Here is a 24869-nt window from a genome sequence, read left to right as displayed (position 1 = left end):
CATTTTTATGTGTAAGTTTAATCATTTTCGAATATTATCATAAAAATACTTTGCATTTATTTCAACTAATTAGTTCTTAGGAAAATCCTTAATTATAGTAATTACAAGTTCACCAACAGTTATTCCAAATTTCTTCATTTTTGAATGATTTATTATTACACCATCTTCTTGTAAATGTAACCAATCTTTTACATCAATATTAATAGTAGTGCCATTATAAGGAATTTCCATAGTATAATCCATCATAACAGTATTTCCATTTACTAACATGGTAGCTTCACCTACAATATCACCTGCTGTACCTATATATTTGCCATCTAAAGTTGGTTTTAAAGTCCAAACTCTTGTTTGTTTTTCTCCATCATTATAAACAAATCTTTCATCTAAAGTTCCAACACCATTTTCATCCCAACTTCCTACTAAATCACCTTTAAAAGTTCTTATTATCTCTCCACTTCTATTTTTTACTAAACCATAAGCAGTTAGCTTACCATTAAAATAGTCTTGTGGTACGAATTTAGGAGTAGTATTATTAAAATCACTAATCTTCATAGATCCACAACCTCCTAAGAAAAAGCAAAATCCTAGTGTATAAAATATCTTTAAATTCATATTAAGCCTTTATTTAAATAGATGTTTTGATCCCTTGAAAATACTAATTGAACAAGATTTATATTTCGTGTTATAAATGCAGCTTCACAATAGTTTAAATACATCTTCCACATTCTAATAAAATAGTTATCAAAACCTAGTTTTTTGACCTCAGCAAGTTTATTTACAAAATTTTCATGCCAAATATTTAATGTTTTTGCATAATCTTCTGTAAACTCTTCCATATGTAATAAATTCAATCTTGTATGTTTTGAAGTAACATCTAAAATCTTTCCTACACTTGGAAGATGACCTCCTGGAAAAATATACTTTTGAATAAAATCAGTACTTTTACAATAGTATTCATATCTACAATCTGGCATAGTAATAACTTGCATTGCTAAAACACCACTTGGCTTTAATAACTCTTGGCATTTTTTGAAAAAAACATCAAAATATTCTCTTCCAACTGCTTCAAACATTTCAACAGCTATTATTGCATCATACTTACCATCTAAATCTCTATAATCTTTTAATAAAATCTATATTACATCTTCAACTTTTTCTTCTTTAAATTTTTTTAGACATAAGGCTTTTTGTTCTTTACTTAAAGTTACTGTTGTTACTTTACATTTTCTCTCTTTTGCAAGATGCAATGCCATAGAACCCCAACCAGAACCTATTTCTAAAACATGTGAATTTTCATCTATTCTTAGTTTTTGAGCAAGTAATGATATTTTTCTTTTTTGTGCTTCAAATAAATCTTCATCTTTATTTTCAAAAACTGCACTTGAATACATCATCGTATCATCTAAAAAAAGTTTAAAAAAGTCATTTGACAAATCATAATGTTCTGAAATATTTTTTCTTGAATTGTTTTTTGAATTTTTTCTTAATATATGTTTTATTCTATTAAACTGAGGAAGTAGATTAATTAGTTTATTATTTTTCTCATCACTGCTTAATGAGCCTAGTTTATTAGAGTTTAATAAAGCAATTGAAATCAGATTTGTAAGATCATTTGTTTCAAAGTCTTCATCCATATAACTTTCAGCAAAACCTATATCTCCATACAACATAACTTTTTTGAAAAAATTATTATTTTTTATATAAAGTGTAGTTTTTGGATTAGAGTTATCTCCAAAAATCTCTTTTTTGCCATTTGAAAAAACAACTTCTAAAGTTCCTTTTTCAATTTTTGATAAAAAGCCATATCCAAACTTTTCCCAAAACTTCTTCATTTAAAATCTCCTTGTTTCATCTTGCTTTGTAGGACTATGCCACTTTAGACCTTTTTTATATAGTTTTAAAGAGTGCCAAAGTGTTCTTGTAACAACAAATATTGTTAAAAACCAGTACTTAAAAAAAAGCCTTAAGATGTTTTTACTACTAAACGTCAAAGATTTACCACTAAAAACAGCTGTTAAGCTTTTTTCTTTTTTTTCATGATAATCAATTTTTAAACTTAAAAAATCTTCTTTTAAAATTAAGGTGAAAAAATATGTTCCATCTCTATTAAAAAATGGTGAAACATACATATCTTTTGTAATCACTGCACTATATTTGTTATCTTCATCTTCTTGGAGTTTTAAATCATATATTATATTTCCACCATTATAATTATGTACTTCTGCTAACATATAAATAGGTTTTTCATCTTTTATTATTAAAAGCAAACTTATTGGATTAAATACAAAATTACAAACTCTTGGAAGAGTGATAAACCTTAAACTTACTTCTTCTTCATCTATATTAAATTTTTTAAGTAATTCTTTTACATTTTGTATAAAATTATCATTTTTCCCAAAGTGATCTTTTGCATAAAATGAGAAGAGATTTAATCTATTTATTGAAAAAAATTTCTGATTTTTTAAACTTTGAAAATCACCTAAATCAATATTTAAAAGATAAAAACCATAAGTAAACTCATGTACTTTTGGCTCAAATCTTTTATGATATATCTTTCCTTCTAAAAACTGATGACTCATAATTCACATCCAAACTCTTTTGCAATTGTATTTGCACTATATAATCCATCTTCATGGAAACCATATCTCCAATATGCACCTGCAAAGTAACTGTTGTTTTTACCGTTTATTAAATCTCTTTTTTCTTGTGCTTGTATTGCTTTTCTATCAAATTGAGGATGTTCATATGAAACCTCTTCTATATAGTTTTGAAATTTATAATCTTCATTTAAAGTTACAAAATAATCTTTTTTTGTTTTTAGATTTTGTAATCTATTTATCCAATAAGATAAACTAACACTTGTTCTATCTTCATTATTTGTATAGTTCCATGCTGCATAGATTTTCTTATCTGGATATAAAGCATTCTTATCTGTATGTAAAACTGCTTTATTTTGCTTATATAAAAAACAAGATAGAATCTCTTTTTCATCATCGTTTGCATCTTCTAAAAGCTCTAATACTTGTGGCGCATGACAAGCAAATATTACTTTATCATAAAAAAAAGTATCATTAACACTATTTTCTAAAACTACTTTATTATTTTCTCTTTTTACTTTTACAATGTTACTATCAAGTACAATTTTTCCAGAAATATATTCTGATATTCTTTTTACATAATTTATTGAGCCATTACTTACAGTTAACCATTGATGATGAGTACCAACTCCAAGTAAACCGTGATTTTTAAAAAACTGAAGAAAAGTTCTAGCAGGGAAATCATTCATTTTTGTATCAGGTGTTGACCAAATAGCAGCACCCATAGGCAAAATATATCTTTGTTTAAAGACATCAGAAAAAATAGATAAATACTCTCCTAGGTTTTTATTTAAGTCTTCATGATTTATTTCTAAATCTTTATTTGCTTTTTTATTAAACTTTAAAATATCCATTATCATTTTATAGTGATTATATGAAAAAATATTTTTCTTTTGAAAAAACAATCCACTTAAAGAATCACCATTATAAGCTACATTTGTTTTTTTATCCCAAAAACCAAAACTCATATCACTATTTTCAATCTTTACACCAAGTTGTTTAAATAGCTTAGTTAAAAGTGGGTATGTTTCATGATTAAAAACTAAAAAACCAGTATCAACACCAAACTCCTTATCATCTTCTTGTACAATTGTAGTTCTTGCATGCCCACCTAATCTTGACTCTTTTTCATAAAGATCAACTTCATGTTTTTTACTAAGTAAATATGCGCTTGCTAATCCACTAATTCCTGCACCTATAACTGCTATTTTCATTTATATCTTCCTTGTTCATCTTGTTTTGTAAATATCAATCTATTTAAATCTACATGAGGTTTAAGTTTTTCTAAAATAAAATCTAATTTCTCTTTTTTCATCTTAGGTGTTCTACTCATAATCCAAATATGTTTCTTATCTTCATCACTAACAACTGCATTTTTATAATCTTGGTCAATATAAACTATATTATATCTTTTAGTAAAAATCCAAAAGTATGTCATATCAATTTTAGAAATTGAGTCTTTGTTTTTTGAAGCTGTTTTTCCAACTCCTGAATATTCAATAAGCTTTCCACCTATTTCATTTTCAAAGCATCTATTATAAATATTGTATGTGTTATCTTCTTGTAAAACATACTCCACACTAGAAGCAACACAGCCCTCTTGATAAAAGTTTGGTGTTCTTGCTATTTCATACCATAAGCCACTAAACTTATCTATACTTGCAAATTTTACTGGACTTAATGCATTTGCATTTATTGTAAAAATTGTAATTATTAGTAGCTTGTAAAACATTTTTTCTCCTGTGTAGTTATTTTATAGTAAATTAGTGCTATTTTGTACTTATAAATAGTCAATTAATATTCAAGATGTTTTGATTTTAGAATAAATACTACAGCAAGTAGTTTTAAAACTATTGGCAAAAGACTATATAAAGAAGATAATAGTAGTTGAGAAGTTGAAGATTGAGGATTTGAATCAAAACCAAAAACTCCTAAAATAATAAAAGTAATCCCCACCGCACTTGCAAGTGCTAATTTTGTAAGCATAGCCCAAAAACTAAATAAAACCCCCGTAAATTGACTATTTTGTTTTGTAAAATCTTGTGCTATATCTGCTTGAATTGATGAGGGCAAAAACATATCTGCACCCAAACTAAAGCCTGAAATAATGCATACAATTAAAAAAGGTACAAAATCACCCTCTGATAAAAAAGGAACATATAAAAAGACTAATGAAGCTAAGATTATAGAATAAATCCAACTATTTTTTTTACCAAATCTTTTAGAAATATAATACCAAAAAGGTAAAGCTAAAACCCCTGATAAAAAATATACTAAAAGAAGTACTCCAATTGAATCTTTTTCATTTATTACATAAGTTACAAAAAGTATAAATAAAGTTGCAGGAATAGCATTTGCAATGTTATTTATAAAAAAAGCAAAAAAGAGTTTTCTAAATTTGAAACTATTTTTCTTCAAAAATACAAATGACTCTTTTATTGTTATATCTGCATCTATTTTTTGTGTATTTTTAGTTCCAAATACTAAAAAAATTAAAAGAATGGGAAGTAAATATAACACCAAGTCCCACATCAAAAGTAAAGATTTTTGCTCATCTTTTGAAATGTTAAAATAATAGGGTAGAAATAAAGCTAGAACAACAGCTATTATTGTAAAAAACTCCCTACTTGAAGCTAGAAGATTATTATGGTTTTTATTAAAACTTATCTCTGCACTTAAACTAAAATATGGAATAGTTAATAAACTCCATCCAGTATAAATAAGTACTGAAAAAATAAACAAATAAAAAGCATTTGCATTACTTATAGGATGAGTTAAAAAATAAAATGAAAATAACACTAAAATTGAACCAATTATTATAAAAATATATCTTTTAAAATATTTATCGCTTAATCTTCCAATAATAGGATCAGTAAAAACATCAATAACCCTTGCAATTAAAAGAGTAGCTCCTACTAATGCCATATCAATTCCAACATCTTTTGCATAAAAAGTTGGAAGATAAATATATAAAGGTAAACCTAAAATAGCTAAAGGAATAGCAAATAATGAGTATGAAAAAAGTTTTAGTTTTGAAAGTTCTTTATTCATTTATACTTATCTTTTTTTTAATAAGCCTTAAAATAAAACCTAATAAAGGTATTTTTTCATAAATATTACTTGCAGCATCCCAATAATCTACATGGGAAAAAACCTTTGCATTGTCATTAAACTTAACAATACTTACTCCCTCAAATGAACTTAAATGCGAATCTTTTTTCGTTTTATACTCAAAAGTCCAATGTATAAATGATTGATTTTCATCACAACTATGACTTAATATTTTAAATTTAGCTTCATATAAAAGCTCATACATATCTTGAAAAACTTCATAAATCTTTTCTACACCTACAACTTTTTGAAAAGGGTCTTGAAAAATAGAGTTTTCATCAAAAAAATAGTTATATTTTTCAAATTGTGTATCTTTATTTATAGTTTCAAAAAACTCACAATATGCTTTTAAATAGTCTTTAGTACTCATTTTAAAAGCCTTTTTGTAATATTTAATGAAATAAAATAAGGTAAAATTTTTAGAAGTTTTAAAAATAGTGCTAGTTTAAAAGGAAACCTTATCTCAAAGCCTTTGTTTTTTTCTATTTGTGAAGCAATTATTTTAGCAGCATCAGTAGGTTCTAAAAGTTGAGGCATTTCAAAATCATTTTTTTTAGTTAGTCTTGTATTTACAAAGCCATGATTAATAATTTGGAGTTCTATATTTTTTCTTTTTAATTCTGGATGAATTGATTGTAAAATATTTACAAGTGCAGCTTTAGAAGCACTATAAGCACCCCCATAAGGAAGTCCAAAATCACTAGATAAACTACAATTAAATATCCATTTACCAAAGCCTTGTTCTTGGAAAAAATCTTTTAAAATAGATATTACTCTAATAGCTCCTAGATAATTAATATCAACCATTTGCTCAAAATCCTTGATATTCCAATTATCTAAATCAAAAGTATTGTAAACAGCTGCATTATAAAAAAGTAAATCTATTTTGTGTTCTTGTGATTTTATTTTTTCAAGGGAATCTTTAATTGAAGATTCATTACTCACATCAATATTTATCAAAGTTAATTTAGAAGGATATTTTCCCATCAATGATATTAACTCTTTTGATTTAGTAGCGCTTCTTGCACTAACTATAACACTATAACCTTTTTCAAGCCAAAGTAAAACAAGGTTTAAACCTATTCCACTACTAGCTCCAATTATCCAAATTTTTTTAGACATAGCATGTCCTTTATTTCAAGCATTGAGTTATAATATAATCATATAAAGTTTTTTAGTAGTTAATATTTGTTAGTTAATATTTGAATTTTTTAGGCAAAAAAAAAGACCTTCAAAAGAAGGCCTTTTTTACACACAAGGAAACATAAAAAATTAGTTGTCGGAAAACTTCTAATTCGCTGTCTATTTTTACTGGAAAATAAGTAAGTCCGTATCTTGCTTATTTCTATAAAAATTATAACAGTATAGTATTAACTAAATCTCAACAAAAAGTTAACAAATAGTTAACTATACACTTATACTCTATTTCTTTTAATAATTTCTTGTAAAAGTTTAAAATATCCTATTACTAAAATTAGTACTATGTATGAAAATTGAATAAAAGTCAATGACTTTTGAGCCATCACAAAATGTATTGTTATTAGTATTAAAGCAAAGTAAATTAGCTTATGATACTTATTGTACTTTTTAAATAGATTCTTTTTTGATGTAATAGCCATAAATAAAAGAATAAAAAATGCAATCATTCCAAGATAAATAAATGGCTTATCTAAACTTTGTTTTATTATAAAACTAAAATCAAGTTGTGCATCTAAAATAGTAAAATTCAAGAAATGTAAAAATGCATAGAAAAATCCAAAAAGTCCTATCATTTTTCTATATTTTATTAGATTAACCCATTTTCTTATCATAGATAAGCAAATACTAGAAAATAACAAAACTGTTGAAATAACACCTGTTACTGTATATATATATTTTATTGGATCATTTACACTTTGTAAAATAAACAATTCATATGATGTAACTACTAAAGGTAATAAAAAAAGCACAAATAATAGATATTTCACTAAAAATCCTTTGTTAAGTCCATGCCTTTATATAAATGTGCAACTTGTTTTTCATAACCATTGAACATTAATGTATTTTGTTTAAAAAATTTACCTAAAACTCTCTCCCTAGCTTGTGACCATCTTGGATGGTCAACCTTTGGATTTACATTTGCATAAAAGCCATACTCTTTTGGATTCTCTTTTTGCCAAGTATTAAGTGGTTCTTTATCTGTAAAAGAGATTTTTGCAATTGATTTAATAGATTTAAAACCATACTTCCAAGGAACTATTAGTCTAATTGGAGCCCCATTTTGCTTTGGCATAGATGAACCATATAAGCCAACAGCCATTAGTGTAAGTTCATTCATAGCTTCATCCATTCTAAGACCTTCAACATAAGGATAATCAACAGCATTGAAAACTTTATTTTTTTGATCAGGGAACATCTGCTCATCATATAAAGTTTCAAATCTTATATATTTTGCACTAGATAAAGGTTTTAGATATTTGATAAGTTTAGACAACTCAAATCCAATCCAAGGAACAACCATAGACCAACCCTCAACACATCTAAATCTATAAATTCTTTCTTCTAAAGCAAACTTTTTTAACAAATCATCAAAATCTAAAGTCATTGGTTTTTCAACTAATCCATCAACTTCTATAATCCAATTTTTCGTACTTAAAGTATGAGCCATATCTTTTACTTTTCTTTGATTTGTAGTAAACTCATAAAAGTTATTATGTGAAGTTATCTGTTCGTAAGTATTTAGTATTAGATTATTGGGGTTTGGATCTTCTGTAAATTTTAGATTCTTAATAGGCATTTTTTCTTTTGCTAAAGCTTCCATTATTGAACCACTTGCAATTACACTTGCAGCACCAAGTTTTAAGAAAGTTCTTCTATTATCAAATAACTCTTTTGAAGTTACTTCATTTTCACTAATTTCCCAATCTTTTTTTGTAAGTTTGTACATACCATATCCTTTAAAATCTATTATTATAGTTTATAACATATTTGTTAAGGATATGTGTAGTATTTATTTGCCTTTTAATAAAATTTTCAAGTAACTACTTGACCATAAAAGTAAAATTAGTAAAAGTAAAAAAGAGGAGATATTTATCCAAAAAACATAGTTTAAATTACTATTTAAAGTAAAAGAAGCAAATACTCTTAAGATAATTACTCCTTGCAATACTAAAAATAGAAATTTTGTAAAACTATTTGCATAAGGAGTTCGTCCAGAATGTCCTAAAACAACTCTTGTTCCAAAACCTAATAGTATTGTCGTAAAATATCCTAAAGCAAAAGTATGTAAAGATGCTTTTTCGAAAATAAAATTGATATTTAAAATAGAAAAACTATTTTCCAATACAGATATAAAAAATCCAAGGGGAATCCAAAATAAAGATAAATATAAAACCCACATAATTGCACTAACTTTAAATAATGGAAGATTCCATCTTACTAATTCATTTACAATAAATACAAAAAATAGTGTATCACTTATTAAAGCAAAATAAGAGTTTTCAAAAAACATGGCTATTACTTTTAATAGCATCAAAAAGAAAAATATCTCCATAATTTTTGAACTTTTATTTATTTTATACTCAGGCACTTTTACTTGTGTAAAAAATGGTATCATTCTTTGAGATACTGCAAAAATGATTCCAAATAAAAATATATAAAAACCACTATTAATAGCAAGTTTTTTTAAAGTAAATGAAAAAGAAACATCAAAAAATGATATATAAAAAAATATGTGAGAAATCAATCCTATAAAAAAACAAATCAATATCCACTTAGCATCATATTTATTTGTAACCTTACTATTTTTATAGATTTCATACAGTGTTTTAAATGATAAAATTTGTGCAATTAAAAGAGTAAAAGAGAAAAGAAACAAATAATCATTTGCAAATAACAATGAGATAAAAAAGCCAACACTACTAAAAAAATATAGATAAAAGTGTTTCATATAAGTTGATACTTTTATTTGTGCTTGTACTAAAAATCTAGGGAAAACTACATACAAAAATCCAATAAAAAACTGAATAAATACAATATGAATCATACTATAAGCATGATAATCTAATATTGAACTATTAATTGATATTTTTTGTGTATATACACCTAAAAGTAAAGATAAAAAAAGAATGAAAAAAATCATTCCATTTGAAAAAAAAGCTTGATGGGGTTGGCTAGAAAAGTTTTTGTACCATGTAGTCATAATTACTCCTATAAAAAAAGGAGCTTAAAACTCCTTTTTAATGTTTAAATAATTATAACTTAAATGTTAAATTAAAAAATTGATTACTGACAAGTTCCACAACAAGATGTATTTGTTGCTTCTTTTGCAGCTTCAAAAGCAGCATCATAGTTTGGCTCTTGTGTTATTTCATTGCAAATTTCTTTATATACAACAACTCCACTTGCATTAATAACAAATACAGCTCTTGCAGCAACACCTCTTAAAGCTCCATTTTCAATTAAAACTCCATAAGCTGTTGCAAGTTCTTTATTTCTAAAGTCACTTCCAACTTTTAAATTTTCAATTCCCTCTGTTGTACAAAATCTACCCATTGCAAAAGGTAAATCCATAGATGCAACAACTACTTCTATATTATCTAGTTTTACAGCTTCTTCATTGAATTTTCTAGCTTCTGCTGCACAAACTGGTGTATCTAAAGATGGTACAACAACTAAAACTTGTGCGCATCCTTTTTCTCCACCTACTTGAATTTCACTTAAATCTTGCCCTACTATTTTTACAATAGGAGCTACATCTGAAACATTGATTTCATTTCCTGTAAGTTTTACTTCTTCACCTTTTAAATGTGTAATTGCCATTTTTTGTCCTTATTTCTTTGTTTAAAATATTATATAAAATTTATTTGAATTACTACTTAATGGTTAAGTTTTATTGCATTTGCTTCTAAAATCACTCTATTTTCAGTAATTAAAGTATTTAACGCTGCTTTAAATCTTTTTTTACTCATCTCAAAAAGCTTTGTAATTAATTCTGAATCACTTTTTGATGTAACTTCTAAATAGTTATTATTAGATTTTAAAACTTCAACTATTTTATATAAATCATCATCACTATTTTTAACACCAATTTTTTGTAAAACAATATCTAGCTTTCCATCATCTCTTACTGTTTTAACATAGGCTTTTTTAATATCTCCAATATTTAATTTTGAAAATATTTCATTATGATAAATCATACCCTCAAAATTTTTATTTACATATACTTTAAAACCTAAAGGTGTTTTTTTATAAATAATTATTTCTACTTCATCATTTGTTTTAAAACTATTTGTATTTCTATCATACTCTTCTTTAAACTTTTCAGTAGCAATTAGTCTATTTGATTTTTCATCTTCAACTAGCTTTAGAACTCTTTTTTCACCAACTTTAAAAGGTGATTTTTGTTTGTTTATTGGAACTAAAATATCTTTTGGTAATCCAATATCAACAAAAGCACCAAATCTTGCTATATCTACAACTTCTAAAGCAGCTATTTCATTAAGTTTTAATTTAGGAGTTAAAGTTGTTGCAACTAACCTATCTTCACTATCTGTGTATATAAATACATCAACTGTTTTTCCAAGTTCCATACCATCTTTTATATATGCATTTGGAAGTAAAACTTCTACCTCATCTTCACTTATTAAATAAAGTCCTGGCTCACTTGCTCTATTTATTTTTAATGTGTTTATTTCACCTAGTTTTATCTGTTTATTCATATGGTTATTCCGTTATTTTAATTTTTGATATTATATCTAATTTTTATCTTTTTATAACTTTTACTAAAAAAAGAGTTATAACTCCAACAATAATAATACTTGCTCCAGAGCTTATATCATAAAAATAAGAAATCACTAAGCCACTTATTGTAAAAAATAGTGCAAATAATGAACTTATTATCATCATAGATGAGAGCTTAGAAGCAAAAATTTCTGCTATGTATGTAGGAATTGTTAAAAGTGCAATTACTAAAATCAAACCTACAACTCTTATTGCTGCTACTACACATAATGCTGCTAAAATCAATATAAGTGTATAAAAGAATCTAACACTAATACCTCTTAATTTTGCAAATTCACTATCATATGATACAGCTAAAATCTCTTTATAAAAAACTGATATTAATAAGATTACTAAAATATCTAAAGTAAACATATATATAATATCTTCATTTGAAACAGCAATTATTGAACCAAATAAATAACTCATCAAATCTACATTATATCCTGGAGTTAAATCTACAAATATAATACCAATAGCCATTCCCAATGCCCACATCATTCCAATGATACTATCAATTCTAGTTTTATTATATTGAGTGATAAAAGCTATAAATATTGCTGTAATAACGGCAAATACCGTAGCTCCCAATAATATAGGTATTCCTAGAAAAATTGCTAAACCTATTCCACCATATGAACTATGAGCTATTCCACCTGCTAAAAATGTAAGTCTGTTTACAACAACTAGTGAACCAATTACTCCTGCTGCTATTGAGATTAAAACTCCAGCTAAAAGTGCATTTTGAACAAAATCAAATGATAAAGCTTGTATTAACATATTAGCATCCATGATTACATCCACAAGAAGATTTTTTTCCTAGTGCTGAAAGAAGTTCCACTTCACATAAATGCTCACTATCATCAAGATTTTTCTCAACATTATCAAGCTTATGGTAAACAAGATTTTTATTTACATGTGCTACGCTTTTTGCATAATTTAACAATACAGAAATATCATGGCTTACCACTACTATTGTAATATTTTCATTTAATTTTGCAAGTAACTCATAAACCTCTTTTTGTCCTTTAACATCAATACTTGCTGTTGGTTCATCAAGTAACATTACTTGTGGATTTGCACATAGTGCTCTTGCTATAAATACTCTTTGTCTTTGCCCGCCACTTAAATTTCCTATCTTACTTTTTGCAAACTCTTGCATACCAACTTGCTCTAAAGATTTCATAGCACAAGCAATATCCTCTTTTGAATAACCAAAAAGTTTTCTTTTTGAACCAATATGTCCCATAAGAACAACTTCAAGTGCTGTTATAGGGAAATCTATATTTAAATTTGTATTTTGTGGAACATAGCCAAATGATTCTTCTTTTAGACTCTTTTTTATAGTTCCTTTTTGGGGTTCTTTAAGATTTAAAATTAGTTTTAACAAGGTACTTTTTCCACCACCATTTGGTCCAATAATAGCTAAAAAATCACCTTTTTTTATCTCTAAATTTATATTTTCTAAAACATTTACTTTATCATAACTAAATGATAAATCTTTTATTTTTATTATATTCAAATATTTACCTTTTCTATCAAATGCAACTAAGTCGCAATATTATCTAAATAATTATTAATTTTGTATCAAAAAATAGTTTTAAATTTTTCCCATAAAATTCCCAAATACTCATGAAAAGCAAGTTCTGATTTATATAAATTATAAGCTTTTGGTCTTGATAAAAAATAGCCCTTATTTTTTGCAAGATGATTTGTAACTGCTGGAATTGGCAATAAACCATGTTTATGAAATATCAACATAGCTCTTTTCATATGTGAAGCAGAAGTTACAAGTATGAACTTTTTGTTTTTTAATAACTTTTTTACTGCTAAAGCTTCTTCATTTGTATCTTTTGGTTTAGGTAAAGTAATAATATCTTCACTATTTACTTCTAAAGACAATGCAAGTTTTTCTTGCATAAAAGCATGAGAAGTAACATCTTTTCCTTCATAGCCTGAAAAAATAAGTTTACTATTTGAAGTATTTTTATATATTCTATAAGCTTCTAAAAATCTATTTAATGAAGTTGTGTTTAGCTGTGAAGTGATACTTAAACTCTCATTTGTTGTGTGTCCATTACCTAAAACTACAATATATTTTATATCTTTTGGTATAGTTTTCAAAGCTTTATAACTATGTTCTAAAGGATATAATAATCTATTTGAGATTGGCTCATAAGATAATAAAACTATCCAAAAAAATGACAATACAAAAAAAACTTTACTTTTAAAATATGATTTTTTATATAAAAAGACTAAAGCAACTAAAAATAAAATCAATCCAAGGGATAAAGGCATAAAAAAACCAGAAATAATCTTTTTTACTAAAAACATCAACTCTTTTTTCCTACTAAAACACAAGCATATCCCACAACCCTTGAATCATCTTTTGTTCTATCAAAACTTGTGCAATAATGCAATACTTCATTTTCTAAATTTTTATTGATTGAAGCTTTAACAAGGGCTTTTACACCTATCATACCACAAGCTTCAGCACCCTTGTCAAATAATGTCAAATCTTTTTTAACAATTGCATTTAAACAAATATTATCTTTATAATTTGCTTCTTTTAAGTTATAAAAGTGACTTAAATCTGTACTTATTACTAAAAAAGTTTTTTCATCATCAAGTATATTTTCAATAAGTTTACTTAAATCATTAAAATCGATTTTCCCATAAACAATCTCTACTATTTTACTATTTGAAAAATAGTGCTTAATAAAAGGTGCTTGTGTTTTAGTAGAGTGCTCTTCATGAACAGCTTGTATATAATCACACCATTGGTATTTTTCAAGTATTTTATTTGCATATTGGGTGTCAACTTCTATATCTCCTAAAGGAGTTTCATAATTGCTATTTAAACAAATTGAAGCTTTTTCAAAATAGACTTTATGTGAGGGACCAATAACAACTACTCTTTCAAAATTTTGATTTTGTGAAGCAATATTAAAAGCTAAATTAGCAGTAAATCCACTATAAATATATCCTGCATGGGGAGAAATAATAGCTTTTGCTTTTAAAGGTTGAGATTTCAATTTGAAACTATTATTAAAATGCTTAAATAAATCTAAAATTTCTTCTTTATTATTTGGATAAAATGTACCAGCAATTGATATTTTTTTATTACTCATTTCAAATACTCCCTTTACTTTTTTACTGCATTTTGGACATGCTGAATCAACAATTATATTTTTTATTATCTTAAAGTATTTTCTACTTATTAATAACTCATTGCAATTTTTACAATAAGTATTGTTTTCATAAGAAACATTCCCAATATAAACATTTTTTAAACCTACTTTTTTTGCTATATCATAGGCTTGTTTTAATTTTTCAAAAGAAGTTCTTGGAAGCTCAAGCTCTTTATAATCAGGATGAAAAGCACTTAAATGCCAAGGAGTCTCTTCTCCTAAACTTTTTTTTATAAAACTTGCCATATTAAATAACTCTTCTTTTGAATCATTTTTTGTAGGAATTATAAGTGTAGTAACTTCAAGCCATATATTATTTTTCTTAAAATGTATCAAGTTATCTAATATTTGCTGTAAATTTCCACCAAGCTTCTTTTTGTAATAATCACTATTAAATGATTTCAAATCAACATTAACAGCATCTATAATATCTTTCATATCATCAATAACTTCACTACTTTCAAAGCCATTACTTACAAATACAGATTTTATATTATATTTTTTAGCCTCAAGTGCTATATCTTTTGCAAAAGGATAAAAAATTGTTGGTTCGTTGTATGTATAAGAGATTGATTTACAATCTTTTTGTATTGCTATTTGAACTATTTCTTGTGGCGAAATATAATTACTAGTGTCTATATTTTTTTCTTGTGAAATTCCATGATTTTGGCAAAAACTACATTTAAAATTGCATCCAACAGTACCAAGAGATAAAGATTTACTATTTGGCAAAAAATGATATAGTGGTTTTTTTTCAATAGGATCAACATTAAAAGCACTTATATGTCCATAAACTAAGCACTTAATTTTATTATTGATATTTTTATTAACTCCACAAATACCTGTTTGGTTTAATTTTAATTGACAGTAGTAACTACAAAGTAAACAAATTTGTTTATCATTTTTTTCTTTGAAGTACTGCATTTTATCTATAAGCCTCTAAGTCCTCTATCTGTTCATAATCATCTTTATATTTATCTCGTATTTCAAGAAATTTATCCAAATTATCAAAAAAGATATCTACAAGTTTTGGATCAAAATGTTTTCCTCTTTCTTTTTTAAATAAATCCAAAATTCTATCAAGTTCCCATGCTTTTTTATAACATCTATTACTTCCTAAAGCATCAAATACATCTGCAATTGCTGTTATTCTTCCAAAAATATGTATATTTTCACCACTTAAACCTCTTGGATAGCCTGTTCCATTCCATTTTTCATGGTGTTCATGTGCTACTGTTGCAGATGCTTTTAAAATTTGTCTATTTGAGTTTTTAAGCATATCATAACCCAATTTTGCGTGTTCTTTCATAATTTCAAACTCTTCTGGTGTAAATTTACCTGGTTTATTTAAAATATTATCAGAAATAGCAACTTTTCCAATATCATGCATAGGTGAGGCTAATCTTATTAATTCAGCAAGTTCTTGATTTAATCCATACTCTTTTGCTAAAATATATGAGTACTCTGCAACTCTTTTTACATGATTTCCTGTCTCTTTACTTCTTGCTTCTCCAATAGTTCCAAGGGAAAAAATCACATCTTTTTGTGTATCTTCAATCTCTTTATGTAGATTTATTGTCTCAGTAATATTTTTACCAATTCCCATAAACTCTTTGATATTACCATCCACATCTTTAATAGCTCTAAAAGTAAAATCCATATTATAAAGATTTTTCTTCTTATTACAACAAAAGTTCAAAACTCCTCTATATAAACCATTATTTAAAATATCATCAAAAACTTTGTCATACTCTTTATATGAGCTTTTATCTATAATAGTAAAAAACTCTTTTCCTATTAAATCATTGCTATTTTCAAAATGTAAAAGTTGCAATAATCTATTATTTGCAAAGGTTATATTTTTATCTATATCAACCCTTATAACAGAAGCACTTATATTAATCATATGTTCATACTCTTTTAATAAATGAACACTTCTTGTTGCATCTTCTTGAGAAGTAAAAAGTTTCTCTTGTAAGAACTCTTTGTATGCTTCTACTTCTGTTACATCATATCTAATAGCAATAAACTCATCAATTTCATCATTTGAGTTTAAAATAGGAACTATTGTTGCATCAACTATATAAGTTAAGCTATCTTTTGCTCTATTTTTAAATCTACCTCTCCAAACTCTTTTTTCATTTTTGATTGTATTCCATAAATCTTTGAAAAACTCTTTACTATTATTTGGATGTCTTACTAAATTGTGTGAGTTACCAAGTAGTTCATCTATTGAATATCCAGAGATATCACAAAACTGTTTATTTGCATAGGTAATTTTTCCATTAACATCAGTTTTTGAAACAATAGCAGATTTATCAACTGCTATTTTATACTGTTCTAAAAGTTTTGTAACACTCTCATACTCTTTTTGCCTTTGAATATTTTTATAAGCCTTATTTATTTTTTCAAAAAAAGTTGAGATATCAATTGGTTTTACCAAATAATCATTAATAATATCTATTTTATTTGCTTGTTTTATAAGATCTGCTTCAAATAATGAAGAAATTACAATAGCTTGTATTTCCTTATTTATTTTACTAATCTCTTTTAGCATTTCAAAACCATTTAATTTAGGTATTTTTATATCAGTAATAACTAAATCAATTGATTTAGTTTTAAAAATATCTAAGCCTTCTTGACCATTTGATGCTACAATCACTTCTTTTGCAAAAAGTTCTAAAATTGAAGCAATTTCATTTTTTATTGTTTGTTCACCCTCAACATACAATATAGTTAAATTTTTTTTAGATACTTTTTCTTTATGCATAGATTATTCCTTGATTTTCATGGCTTCATATATGAAAATCTGCGCATTCTCTTCTAAACAAGATGCTGATACATTTGCTTTTAAGCACAATGAATTTATAAACTCATCAAAACTTGGTAACTGTTCCCAAACTTGAGGTAAAAAAGTTGCTTGATTTTCATTATAGCTTAAAATTACACCATGCTTGTTTGGAATTATTTTATCTTTTAAATCATATCTATCTATATAAGTTACTCTTTTTGGTGGAGTCAAAACTGAAACTTCGATTTTTATATTTGTAAAATCTTTGAACTGTAAAGGTTCAAATCTTGGATCATTAAAAGCTGCTTTTCTTGCATTTATAAAAACATCTTCATAAAGTTGAGTATGTGCAGTTAAAGAGCCTATGCAACCTCTTAATCTACCATTTATAGTAAGTGTTACAAAGCTTGCTCTTTGCTCACTTAATTCATCAAAGTTTGATAAATAAAACTCTTTATTTAAAACTAATGATTTATCAAAATATGTAAAAATGCTTTTTCTTGCAATATCTAAAAGAACTTTTAAATCCATTACTTTCCTATTAACTCTTTAATTGTAGCTTGAAACTCTTCACTATCATTTACACACTTACAAACCTTATAATCACTTATTCCAATTTCATCAGCAATCTCTTTATACTCAATGCTTAATTCAAAATCTGTTTCTGAATTATCAATAATAAATGCAATTGGATAAATTAAAACTTTTTGATCTTTAAAATTTTTTAGCATATCATCTAAAGATGGTTCAAGCCACTTTAAAGGTCCTACCTTTGATTGATAAGCTAAATTTGTTGATTTAAAGTTATAACCTTTTTTTTGTAGTTTTTCTGATAATATTCGAACATGCTCATTAACATGTCTTTCATATACATCACCTGCATCAACAATTTTTTGAGGAAGACCATGAGCTGAAAAAATAAGATTATATTCACTTACATTTTCAACTTTTGAAACTAACTCTTCTAAAATAATATCATTAAAACTCTCATTTTTATAAAAAGGATCAATAACTTCTATATTAAACTCATCTTTTGCCACTTCATAAAAATCCTCAACAGAAGATTTTGTTGTTGTTGTTGAATACTGAGGATATAAAGGAAGTAAAATCACATCTTTTATACCTTGTTCTTTAATTTGTTTTATTGCTGTTGATGAAAAAGGTGGAGTATATCTCATGGCTTGAGTTACATAAATATCATCAAAACTATTATTTAATTTATCTACTAAATTTTCAGTTATTTTATTAATTGGAGAGAATCCACCTATTTCTTCATAATTTTTCCATGCTTCATTTAATCTTGAAGTTGTAATAAAAAAAGCAATCATCTTTCTTAAAATGCTACTTTTAACTGTAATGATATTTTTATCATTAAACATATTAGTTAAAAACATTTTTAACTCATCTTTTGTCCTTGGACCACCCATATTTAATAAAACCAATGCTTTTTTATTTTTCATTTTTCAACCTATTTAAATCTATAATTTTATCTGCACACCAATTAGCTAGTGAGATATCATGTGTAATCATTAGTATTGCACATTTATCTAAATATTTTATTAAAAGTTTCATAACCTCTAAAGATATAATATTATCTAAAGCTGATGTTGCCTCATCTACAAGTAAAAGATCAGGTTTCATCAATAAACTTCTTAAGATTGAACATCTTTGAAGCTGACCTCCACTTAACTCATGAGGTTTTTTTAATAAAAACTCTTTATTTAAATTAAGCTCAAGAGATAATTTATTTAATTCATTTTTTAAAGTATCATTATCAACTACATCTTCTATTTGCTCTAAAATCTTATAAGATGGATGAAATGAACTATAAGGATCTTGATATATTGAACTTATCTTTTTAACTTTAATAGTTCCCTTTTGGGGTTTTAAGTTATTGCAAATAAGCTCAAATAGAGTACTTTTTCCCTTTCCACTCTCCCCTACAATACAAATAAGTTCCCCTCTTTTTAATTCAAGATTGAAATTATCATATATCATCTTTTTATTATTAAAATAAAAAGAGAGGTCTTTTATGCTCAATACTAAATCATTACTCATTTTTTACCTAAATACTTATATATAATTAATTATATTATAATAAGATAGCTTTAAAATAGTATATACATTATCAAAAAATTAGTAAAAATATTAATTTTGATATTAAAAGTTTATGCAAGAAAAAAAAAGATAAAATGCATATCTTAGATATTTCAAGGAGAGATAATGAAAAAAATTGTTTTAGGAACATTAATAGCAGCAGCTTCTGTAATGGCTGCAAATTGGGCTGCATGTGCTAGCTGTCATGGTGCAAAAGCTGAGAAAAAAGCCTTAGGTAAATCACAAGTTATTGCTGGTTGGGACGAAGCTAAAACTATTAAAGCACTAAAAGGTTATAAAAATGGATCTTATGGTGGAGCTATGAAAGGTGTAATGAAAGGTCAAGTTGCAAGACTTTCAGATGCAGACATTGAAGATTTAGCTAAAAAAATTGCTTCATTTAAATAAATAATTATAATTATTGAAAAAAAGTAAGTTATTTATCTAACTTACTTTTTTTTTGCTCTTTTTTTGCATTCATTTTCTTTTGTTCTTTTTTTCGTGCATCATTTAAATCTTCAGTTGAATCAAAAAGCAAACCACCCATCATTTTTTCACCATCATCAAACTGACCACCTTTAGCACCCCAAATAAATACTCCCAAAATTGCAAAAGATACTACAAGTGCAACTACTAACATCATCAATAAAGTACCATCAATCATAAAACTTCCTATTTTTTTAATTTAATTCTCATAGAGTTAGCAACAACAATAAGTGAACTAAGACTCATTGATAATGCAGCAACTAAAGGAATAACATATCCAGCCATTGCTAAAGGAATTGTTATTGCATTATATACTAAAGATATAAATAAATTCTGCTTTATAAATTTATATGTTCTTTTTGAAAGGGTAAAAGCAAGTTCTAAACTATTTAATGAATTATCTAGTAAAACAATATCTGATACACTAAGTGCAATATCAGCCGAACTTCCCATTGCAATAGCAACATCACTTTTTGCTAAAGCTACAGAATCATTTATTCCATCACCCACCATGATAACATTTTTACCTTTATTTTTTAAATCTTGAATAAATTGTGCTTTTTCTATTGGATCAACTTCTGAAATGTAGTTTTTAATTCCAACTTTTGATGCAACACTTTTTGCAGTTGCATTATTGTCTCCTGTTAGCATAACTACATCTAAGCCTAGTTTTTTGATATTTAAGATGAACTCTTTTGCGCCCTCTTTTATCTCATCTTCAAGTTCAAAGCTTGCAATAACTTTTGAATCAACTACAAAAATATAAATAGAGTTTTGACTTTCAAACTTATAATTAATATTATAAGTTTTTAAAAGTTTCATATTTCCACCTAATATATTAAACACTTTTCCATCAATATTTTTATATTTTGCAACTACACCTTGTCCATCAATATTTTTAATATCAAAAATATCTTTTGATTCTAAAGAGAAATTATCTTTCATATACTCTTTTACAGAATTACTAATTGGATGATTTGAACTATCTAAAAGAGAATATAGTAAATTTAATTTATCAACATTATTATCTAAAATTTCTGCTTTTTTTACTTTTAGTTTACCTTTTGTAATTGTTCCTGTTTTATCCATTACTAAAGTATCAGCTATTGCCAATGTTTCAATATATTTTGCTTCTTTAAATAGCAAACCATTTTTTGCAAGTTCTGAAATACCTATTAAACTAGCTATTGGTGTTGCTAGGGCTAAAGCACAAGGACAGGCAATAACAATAACTGAAATTGCAACAATAAAAGATTTTTCAAAATGTAAAGCACCCTCATAATCAAAGCCTAAATCTATACCAAAGTAGTACCAAACAACAAATGTCAAAATAGCTAAAGATAAAATTAATATACTAAAACCTTTTGAAATTTCATTTGCTTTATGTTCGATTTTTGGTTTTGAACTTAGTGAATCCTCAAGTAAAGTTACTATTGAGTTTAAAGTTGAATCTTCATAAGATTTTAAAACTTTATATCTTATAACCTTTTCACAGTTTATTGTTCCACTAAATATTTTTGAACCTTTTTGTTTATCAACAGGAAGAGATTCTCCACTAATACTAGACTCATCAAAAGATGCACTTGAAGATTCAAGTGCTCCATCAAAAGATGCTTTTTCTCCTGCTTTTAACTCAACAATATCACCAACTTTTACACTATTTATTGGTAATACTTTTTTTATATTATCTTCTATAATAATTGCTTCTAAAGGTATTGAACTTTTTATTTTATCTAAGGTATCAACGGCTGATTTTTTGCCAATAACTTCAAGATACTTTCCAACTAAAACAAAAGTAATAATCATAGCAACACTATCAAAATAGCTCTCACCCTTACCTCCAAAAAGAACATAAAGAGAATAAATATATGAAAATGTAGCTCCTGAACTAACTAAAAAATCCATATTTAAAATACGATTTTTTAATCCATAATATGCACCTTTGTAAAAAATCCAACCACTATAAAAAAGTACAGGTGTTGCTAGTATAAACTCACCTAAATGTATATAATTTCTAACTTGTTCGGAAATTCCTGTAAAAAATCCAGTATATTTTGCAACAGACAACATCATTATATTCATAGTAGCAAAAACAGCTACCATCATTCTAATAAAAAAATCTCTTTTAGATTCTGTAGCTTTTTCATCTGCTATGCTTGCATCATAAGCATAGGCGTTATAACCAATACTTCTAATTTTCAAAATAATTTCAGAAAGTTTAATTTCATCTTCATCCCAAACTATTTTTGCTTTATTTGTAGAGAAGTTTATATTTGCTTCAATAATTCCATCTGTATCATAAAGTACTTTTTCATTTAACCAAACACAAGCAGCACAATGAATTCCCTCAATTATCAAGTCAATTCTACTAAAGCCCTCTTCTGTAGTTTTTATAAAATTATCTTTAAAACTTTTAGTATCAAATTTTTCTACATCATTATTGCTTGTTAATGGTGGAGCAATGGTTTTATTTCCAAGTTTTTCATAAAAAGAGTCTAAACCATCATCTTTTAGAAGATGATAAACTCCTTGACAACCTTTGCAACAAAAATGCAAAGAGTCATCTTTTATCATTATATCTTCATCATACTCTAAATGACAATGATCACATTTTATTTTTGACACTGAAATATTCCTAAATCCCTATTTTTAAAAAGTTTTTCATGCTCTTTTACAAGACCATGCATAGAGATGTAAACTCCATTTGTATTATTAGTATTTAAAAAGCTAAGTCCTATCATAAAGTTTGATGTTGCCTCTATTTTATCAATAGAGTAAGGATGCATAGCCCCTGTTAAAACAATAAGTTTATCTTTAACTCTTTTTTCAATATATTTTGCAGTTTCATCCATAGTATCTGTACCATGAACTATTAATATTTTATCATATTTAGAGATTTCATTTATAATCTCTTTTCTATCTTTATCATCTATTTTTAGTGAATCTTTAAAAATAATACCTTTTATATCAATATTTAAATTTCCTCTAGCACAATTTTCTAAAATATCTAAAATAGCTTTGTTATCTTTAGCTACATCTAAAGCTCCTGTTTGTTCATTGTACCTTTTATTAAATGTTCCACCTGTATTTATTACTAATAATTTATTCATATAACCTCTTTTAAATGCTTTTATGTTATTATTATTTAAATGAATAATAATTTTCCAAAACAATAATTATTATTATACCGTATTAACATTGGAGTAAATCTTAATGATAAATAATATCTCAATATTAAAAAATATCACTATTTTGTATGCAGAGGATGAAGCTAGTTTAAGAGAAATAACTTTAAATATCTTAAAAGGCTTCACAAAAAAGCAGTTTGTTGCAAAAGATGGACAAGAAGGGCTTGAACTTTTTAAAGAGAATGAAGAAGAGATTGACCTTATCATAACAGATGTAAATATGCCACATATGAATGGCTTAGAGATGATAAAAGAGATAAAACAAATAAATCCTAATATTCCAATTATAGTTGCAACAGCATTTTCAAATACTGAATATTTACTTGAAGCAATTGATATTGGTGTTGACAAATATGTTCTAAAACCAATTGATATGAAAAAACTACTTCAAACAATGAGCCAATCACTACTTTATCATGAATTAAAAGATCTATACATTGATAAACTTACTCATTTACCAAATAGAAATAGACTAAAAAAAGATTTAGCTCAAACAGAAGAAGATTTGATGGCTTTAATAAATATTGATAAGTTTTCAACCATAAATGATTTGTTTGGTGAAAACAATGGAGATAAAATACTCTCTGAATTTTCAGATAATTTAAAAAAACATTTTTGTAAACAAGATTATAAAATTTATAGAATAGAAGCAGATAAGTTTGCAGTGGTTTCAAAAAAACATGATAAAGATATATATGAGTTTAAAAAACTATGTAAAACTTTTGCAGATAATATTCAAAAAGATACAATAATTATTGATGACAATGAGATTGATTTAAATGTTACAATTGGTATTGCAAAAGGTGATGGAAATAGAGCATATAAATACTCTCAAAGAGTTATTTCATATGCAAGAAATAAATTTGAACAAGTAATGATTTATGATGATTCTTTTAATATCCAAGAGTCATTTGAAGAGAATATAAAATGGGTTAAGAAAATCAAAAATGGTCTTAAAAATGGCAATTTCAAAGGTTTTTATCAGCCAATAGTTGATAATAAAACACAAGAAATTTATAAATATGAAGCTTTAATTAGATTTATTGAAGATGATGGAGAAGTTATTGCTCCATTTAAATTTTTAGATATAGCAAAAAAAGCAAAACTATATCCTCATGTAATTAAAGTAATGTTAAAAGAGGCATTACTTCTTATAAAAGCAAAAAATAAAAGAGTTGCAGTAAATATCTCATTTGAGGATATTGCAAGTGACGAAACACAAAAATTTATTTATGAAGAGTTGAAAAATGAACCAGAAGCAACAAAACTTTTAGAGTTTGAGATACTAGAAAGTGAAGAGATTTCAGATATTGATATAGTAAAAAGTTTTATAAAAGATGTTAAAGCGCTTGGTTGTACAGTAGGAGTTGATGACTTTGGTGCTGGATACTCCAACTTCAATATGCTTACAAATTTAGATATTGATTTTGTAAAAATTGACAGTTCTTTAATAAAAGAGATTGATCACTCAAAAAATCAAGAGATTATTGTAAATACAATTTCAAACTTCTCTAAAGAGTTTGGATTTACAACAGTAGCTGAGTTTGTAAGTAGTAAAGAGATTTATGAAAAAGTAAAATCTTTAGATATTGACTACTCTCAAGGTTATCACTTTGGTAAACCTATGAGTTTTGATGAAGTATAAGTT

The 24869-nt window shown here is 26.1% G+C and carries 25 protein-coding genes and 1 pseudogene; 2 read left to right on the top strand and 24 right to left on the bottom strand.

Annotated features, from left to right (window positions below):
• Positions 1-69: 69 nt before the first annotated feature.
• The 21 genes and pseudogenes from ACTCCZ_RS01220 to ACTCCZ_RS01120 all read right to left on the bottom strand — a co-directional run bounded on the left by ACTCCZ_RS01220 (position 70) and on the right by ACTCCZ_RS01120 (position 19508).
• On the bottom strand, positions 70-612 hold the full coding sequence (locus ACTCCZ_RS01220) for a DUF3833 domain-containing protein (RefSeq protein WP_079577374.1): 543 nt from the start codon (positions 610-612) through the stop codon (positions 70-72).
• Positions 609-1832 (bottom strand): annotated as a pseudogene (locus tag ACTCCZ_RS01215) (class I SAM-dependent methyltransferase). Before ACTCCZ_RS01215 ends, ACTCCZ_RS01220 begins: the two are co-directional and overlap by 4 nt.
• On the bottom strand, positions 1833-2579 hold the full coding sequence (locus tag ACTCCZ_RS01210) for a DUF1365 domain-containing protein (RefSeq protein ID WP_079577373.1): 747 nt from the start codon (positions 2577-2579) through the stop codon (positions 1833-1835).
• Positions 2576-3811, bottom strand: coding sequence for an NAD(P)/FAD-dependent oxidoreductase (locus ACTCCZ_RS01205; protein WP_462996402.1), 1236 nt, complete (start codon positions 3809-3811; stop codon positions 2576-2578). The genes ACTCCZ_RS01210 and ACTCCZ_RS01205 overlap by 4 nt, the downstream gene beginning before the upstream one ends.
• Complete coding sequence (locus tag ACTCCZ_RS01200; protein ID WP_079577371.1) at positions 3808-4329, bottom strand: lipocalin family protein; 522 nt, start codon at positions 4327-4329, stop codon at positions 3808-3810. The genes ACTCCZ_RS01205 and ACTCCZ_RS01200 overlap by 4 nt, the downstream gene beginning before the upstream one ends.
• A gap of 62 nt (positions 4330-4391) precedes the next feature.
• Positions 4392-5648: an MFS transporter gene (locus ACTCCZ_RS01195; protein WP_079577370.1), complete on the bottom strand. Its 1257-nt coding sequence runs from the start codon at positions 5646-5648 to the stop codon at positions 4392-4394.
• Entirely contained in the window at positions 5641-6078 is a 438-nt protein-coding gene (locus ACTCCZ_RS01190; protein WP_079577369.1) for a nuclear transport factor 2 family protein, read from the bottom strand. The genes ACTCCZ_RS01195 and ACTCCZ_RS01190 overlap by 8 nt, the downstream gene beginning before the upstream one ends.
• Complete coding sequence (locus tag ACTCCZ_RS01185) at positions 6075-6830, bottom strand: SDR family NAD(P)-dependent oxidoreductase (RefSeq protein WP_079577368.1); 756 nt, start codon at positions 6828-6830, stop codon at positions 6075-6077. Before ACTCCZ_RS01185 ends, ACTCCZ_RS01190 begins: the two co-directional genes overlap by 4 nt.
• A gap of 293 nt (positions 6831-7123) precedes the next feature.
• Complete coding sequence (locus ACTCCZ_RS01180) at positions 7124-7675, bottom strand: protein-methionine-sulfoxide reductase heme-binding subunit MsrQ (RefSeq protein ID WP_079577367.1); 552 nt, start codon at positions 7673-7675, stop codon at positions 7124-7126.
• Complete coding sequence (msrP, locus tag ACTCCZ_RS01175; protein WP_079577366.1) at positions 7675-8634, bottom strand: protein-methionine-sulfoxide reductase catalytic subunit MsrP; 960 nt, start codon at positions 8632-8634, stop codon at positions 7675-7677. The genes ACTCCZ_RS01180 and msrP overlap by 1 nt, the downstream gene beginning before the upstream one ends.
• A 63-nt stretch (positions 8635-8697) precedes the next feature.
• The gene (locus ACTCCZ_RS01170) at positions 8698-9888 is read right to left on the bottom strand and encodes an NnrS family protein (protein ID WP_079577365.1); all 1191 of its coding nucleotides are present in this window, start codon (positions 9886-9888) and stop codon (positions 8698-8700) included.
• 83 nt (positions 9889-9971) lie between these two features.
• Positions 9972-10508: a thiol peroxidase Prx-SUH gene (gene prx-suh, locus ACTCCZ_RS01165; protein ID WP_079577364.1), complete on the bottom strand. Its 537-nt coding sequence runs from the start codon at positions 10506-10508 to the stop codon at positions 9972-9974.
• A 56-nt stretch (positions 10509-10564) separates the two neighbouring features.
• Positions 10565-11407 carry a CvfB family protein gene (locus tag ACTCCZ_RS01160; protein ID WP_079577363.1) on the bottom strand — a complete coding sequence of 281 codons (843 nt, stop codon included), beginning with the start codon at positions 11405-11407 and terminating at the stop codon, positions 10565-10567.
• Positions 11408-11450: 43 nt separating this feature from the next.
• Complete coding sequence (locus ACTCCZ_RS01155) at positions 11451-12260, bottom strand: metal ABC transporter permease (RefSeq protein WP_228145282.1); 810 nt, start codon at positions 12258-12260, stop codon at positions 11451-11453.
• On the bottom strand, positions 12250-12990 hold the full coding sequence (locus ACTCCZ_RS01150; RefSeq protein ID WP_079577362.1) for a metal ABC transporter ATP-binding protein: 741 nt from the start codon (positions 12988-12990) through the stop codon (positions 12250-12252). Before ACTCCZ_RS01150 ends, ACTCCZ_RS01155 begins: the two co-directional genes overlap by 11 nt.
• 65 nt (positions 12991-13055) lie before the next feature.
• The gene (locus ACTCCZ_RS01145) at positions 13056-13802 is read right to left on the bottom strand and encodes an ElyC/SanA/YdcF family protein (protein WP_079577361.1); all 747 of its coding nucleotides are present in this window, start codon (positions 13800-13802) and stop codon (positions 13056-13058) included.
• Positions 13802-15583: an AmmeMemoRadiSam system radical SAM enzyme gene (amrS, locus tag ACTCCZ_RS01140; protein ID WP_079577360.1), complete on the bottom strand. Its 1782-nt coding sequence runs from the start codon at positions 15581-15583 to the stop codon at positions 13802-13804. Before amrS ends, ACTCCZ_RS01145 begins: the two co-directional genes overlap by 1 nt.
• Position 15584: 1 nt before the next feature.
• Entirely contained in the window at positions 15585-17429 is a 1845-nt protein-coding gene (locus ACTCCZ_RS01135; protein WP_079577359.1) for a response regulator, read from the bottom strand.
• A 3-nt stretch (positions 17430-17432) separates the two neighbouring features.
• A complete protein-coding gene (amrA, locus tag ACTCCZ_RS01130; protein ID WP_079577358.1) occupies positions 17433-17981 on the bottom strand; it encodes an AmmeMemoRadiSam system protein A in 549 nt (182 codons plus the stop codon).
• On the bottom strand, positions 17981-18910 hold the full coding sequence (gene hemH, locus ACTCCZ_RS01125) for a ferrochelatase (protein ID WP_079577357.1): 930 nt from the start codon (positions 18908-18910) through the stop codon (positions 17981-17983). Before hemH ends, amrA begins: the two co-directional genes overlap by 1 nt.
• Positions 18900-19508: an ATP-binding cassette domain-containing protein gene (locus ACTCCZ_RS01120; protein ID WP_079577356.1), complete on the bottom strand. Its 609-nt coding sequence runs from the start codon at positions 19506-19508 to the stop codon at positions 18900-18902. The genes hemH and ACTCCZ_RS01120 overlap by 11 nt, the downstream gene beginning before the upstream one ends.
• A gap of 165 nt (positions 19509-19673) precedes the next feature.
• Between ACTCCZ_RS01120 and ACTCCZ_RS01115 the strand changes: the two genes are divergently transcribed.
• Positions 19674-19955 (top strand): c-type cytochrome, encoded by a 282-nt coding sequence (locus ACTCCZ_RS01115; RefSeq protein WP_079577355.1) that lies wholly within the window; start codon positions 19674-19676, stop codon positions 19953-19955.
• A gap of 28 nt (positions 19956-19983) precedes the next feature.
• Here the strand turns inward: ACTCCZ_RS01115 and ccoS are convergent, their stop codons facing one another.
• The 3 genes from ccoS to ACTCCZ_RS01100 are packed head-to-tail and all read right to left on the bottom strand — an operon-like array spanning position 19984 to position 23143.
• Positions 19984-20211: a cbb3-type cytochrome oxidase assembly protein CcoS gene (gene ccoS, locus ACTCCZ_RS01110; RefSeq protein ID WP_079577354.1), complete on the bottom strand. Its 228-nt coding sequence runs from the start codon at positions 20209-20211 to the stop codon at positions 19984-19986.
• Positions 20212-20219: 8 nt separating this feature from the next.
• Entirely contained in the window at positions 20220-22658 is a 2439-nt protein-coding gene (locus tag ACTCCZ_RS01105) for a heavy metal translocating P-type ATPase (RefSeq protein ID WP_079577353.1), read from the bottom strand.
• Complete coding sequence (locus ACTCCZ_RS01100) at positions 22646-23143, bottom strand: asparaginase domain-containing protein (protein ID WP_079577352.1); 498 nt, start codon at positions 23141-23143, stop codon at positions 22646-22648. The genes ACTCCZ_RS01105 and ACTCCZ_RS01100 overlap by 13 nt, the downstream gene beginning before the upstream one ends.
• A gap of 103 nt (positions 23144-23246) precedes the next feature.
• Between ACTCCZ_RS01100 and ACTCCZ_RS01095 the strand changes: the two genes are divergently transcribed.
• Positions 23247-24866: an EAL domain-containing response regulator gene (locus ACTCCZ_RS01095; protein WP_079577351.1), complete on the top strand. Its 1620-nt coding sequence runs from the start codon at positions 23247-23249 to the stop codon at positions 24864-24866.
• Positions 24867-24869: the final 3 nt, after the last annotated feature.

It is taken from the genome of Malaciobacter sp. (assembly GCF_055140965.1).
Note: the sequence above shows the minus strand (reverse complement) of the source record. Positions and strands in the feature narration are given on the sequence as shown.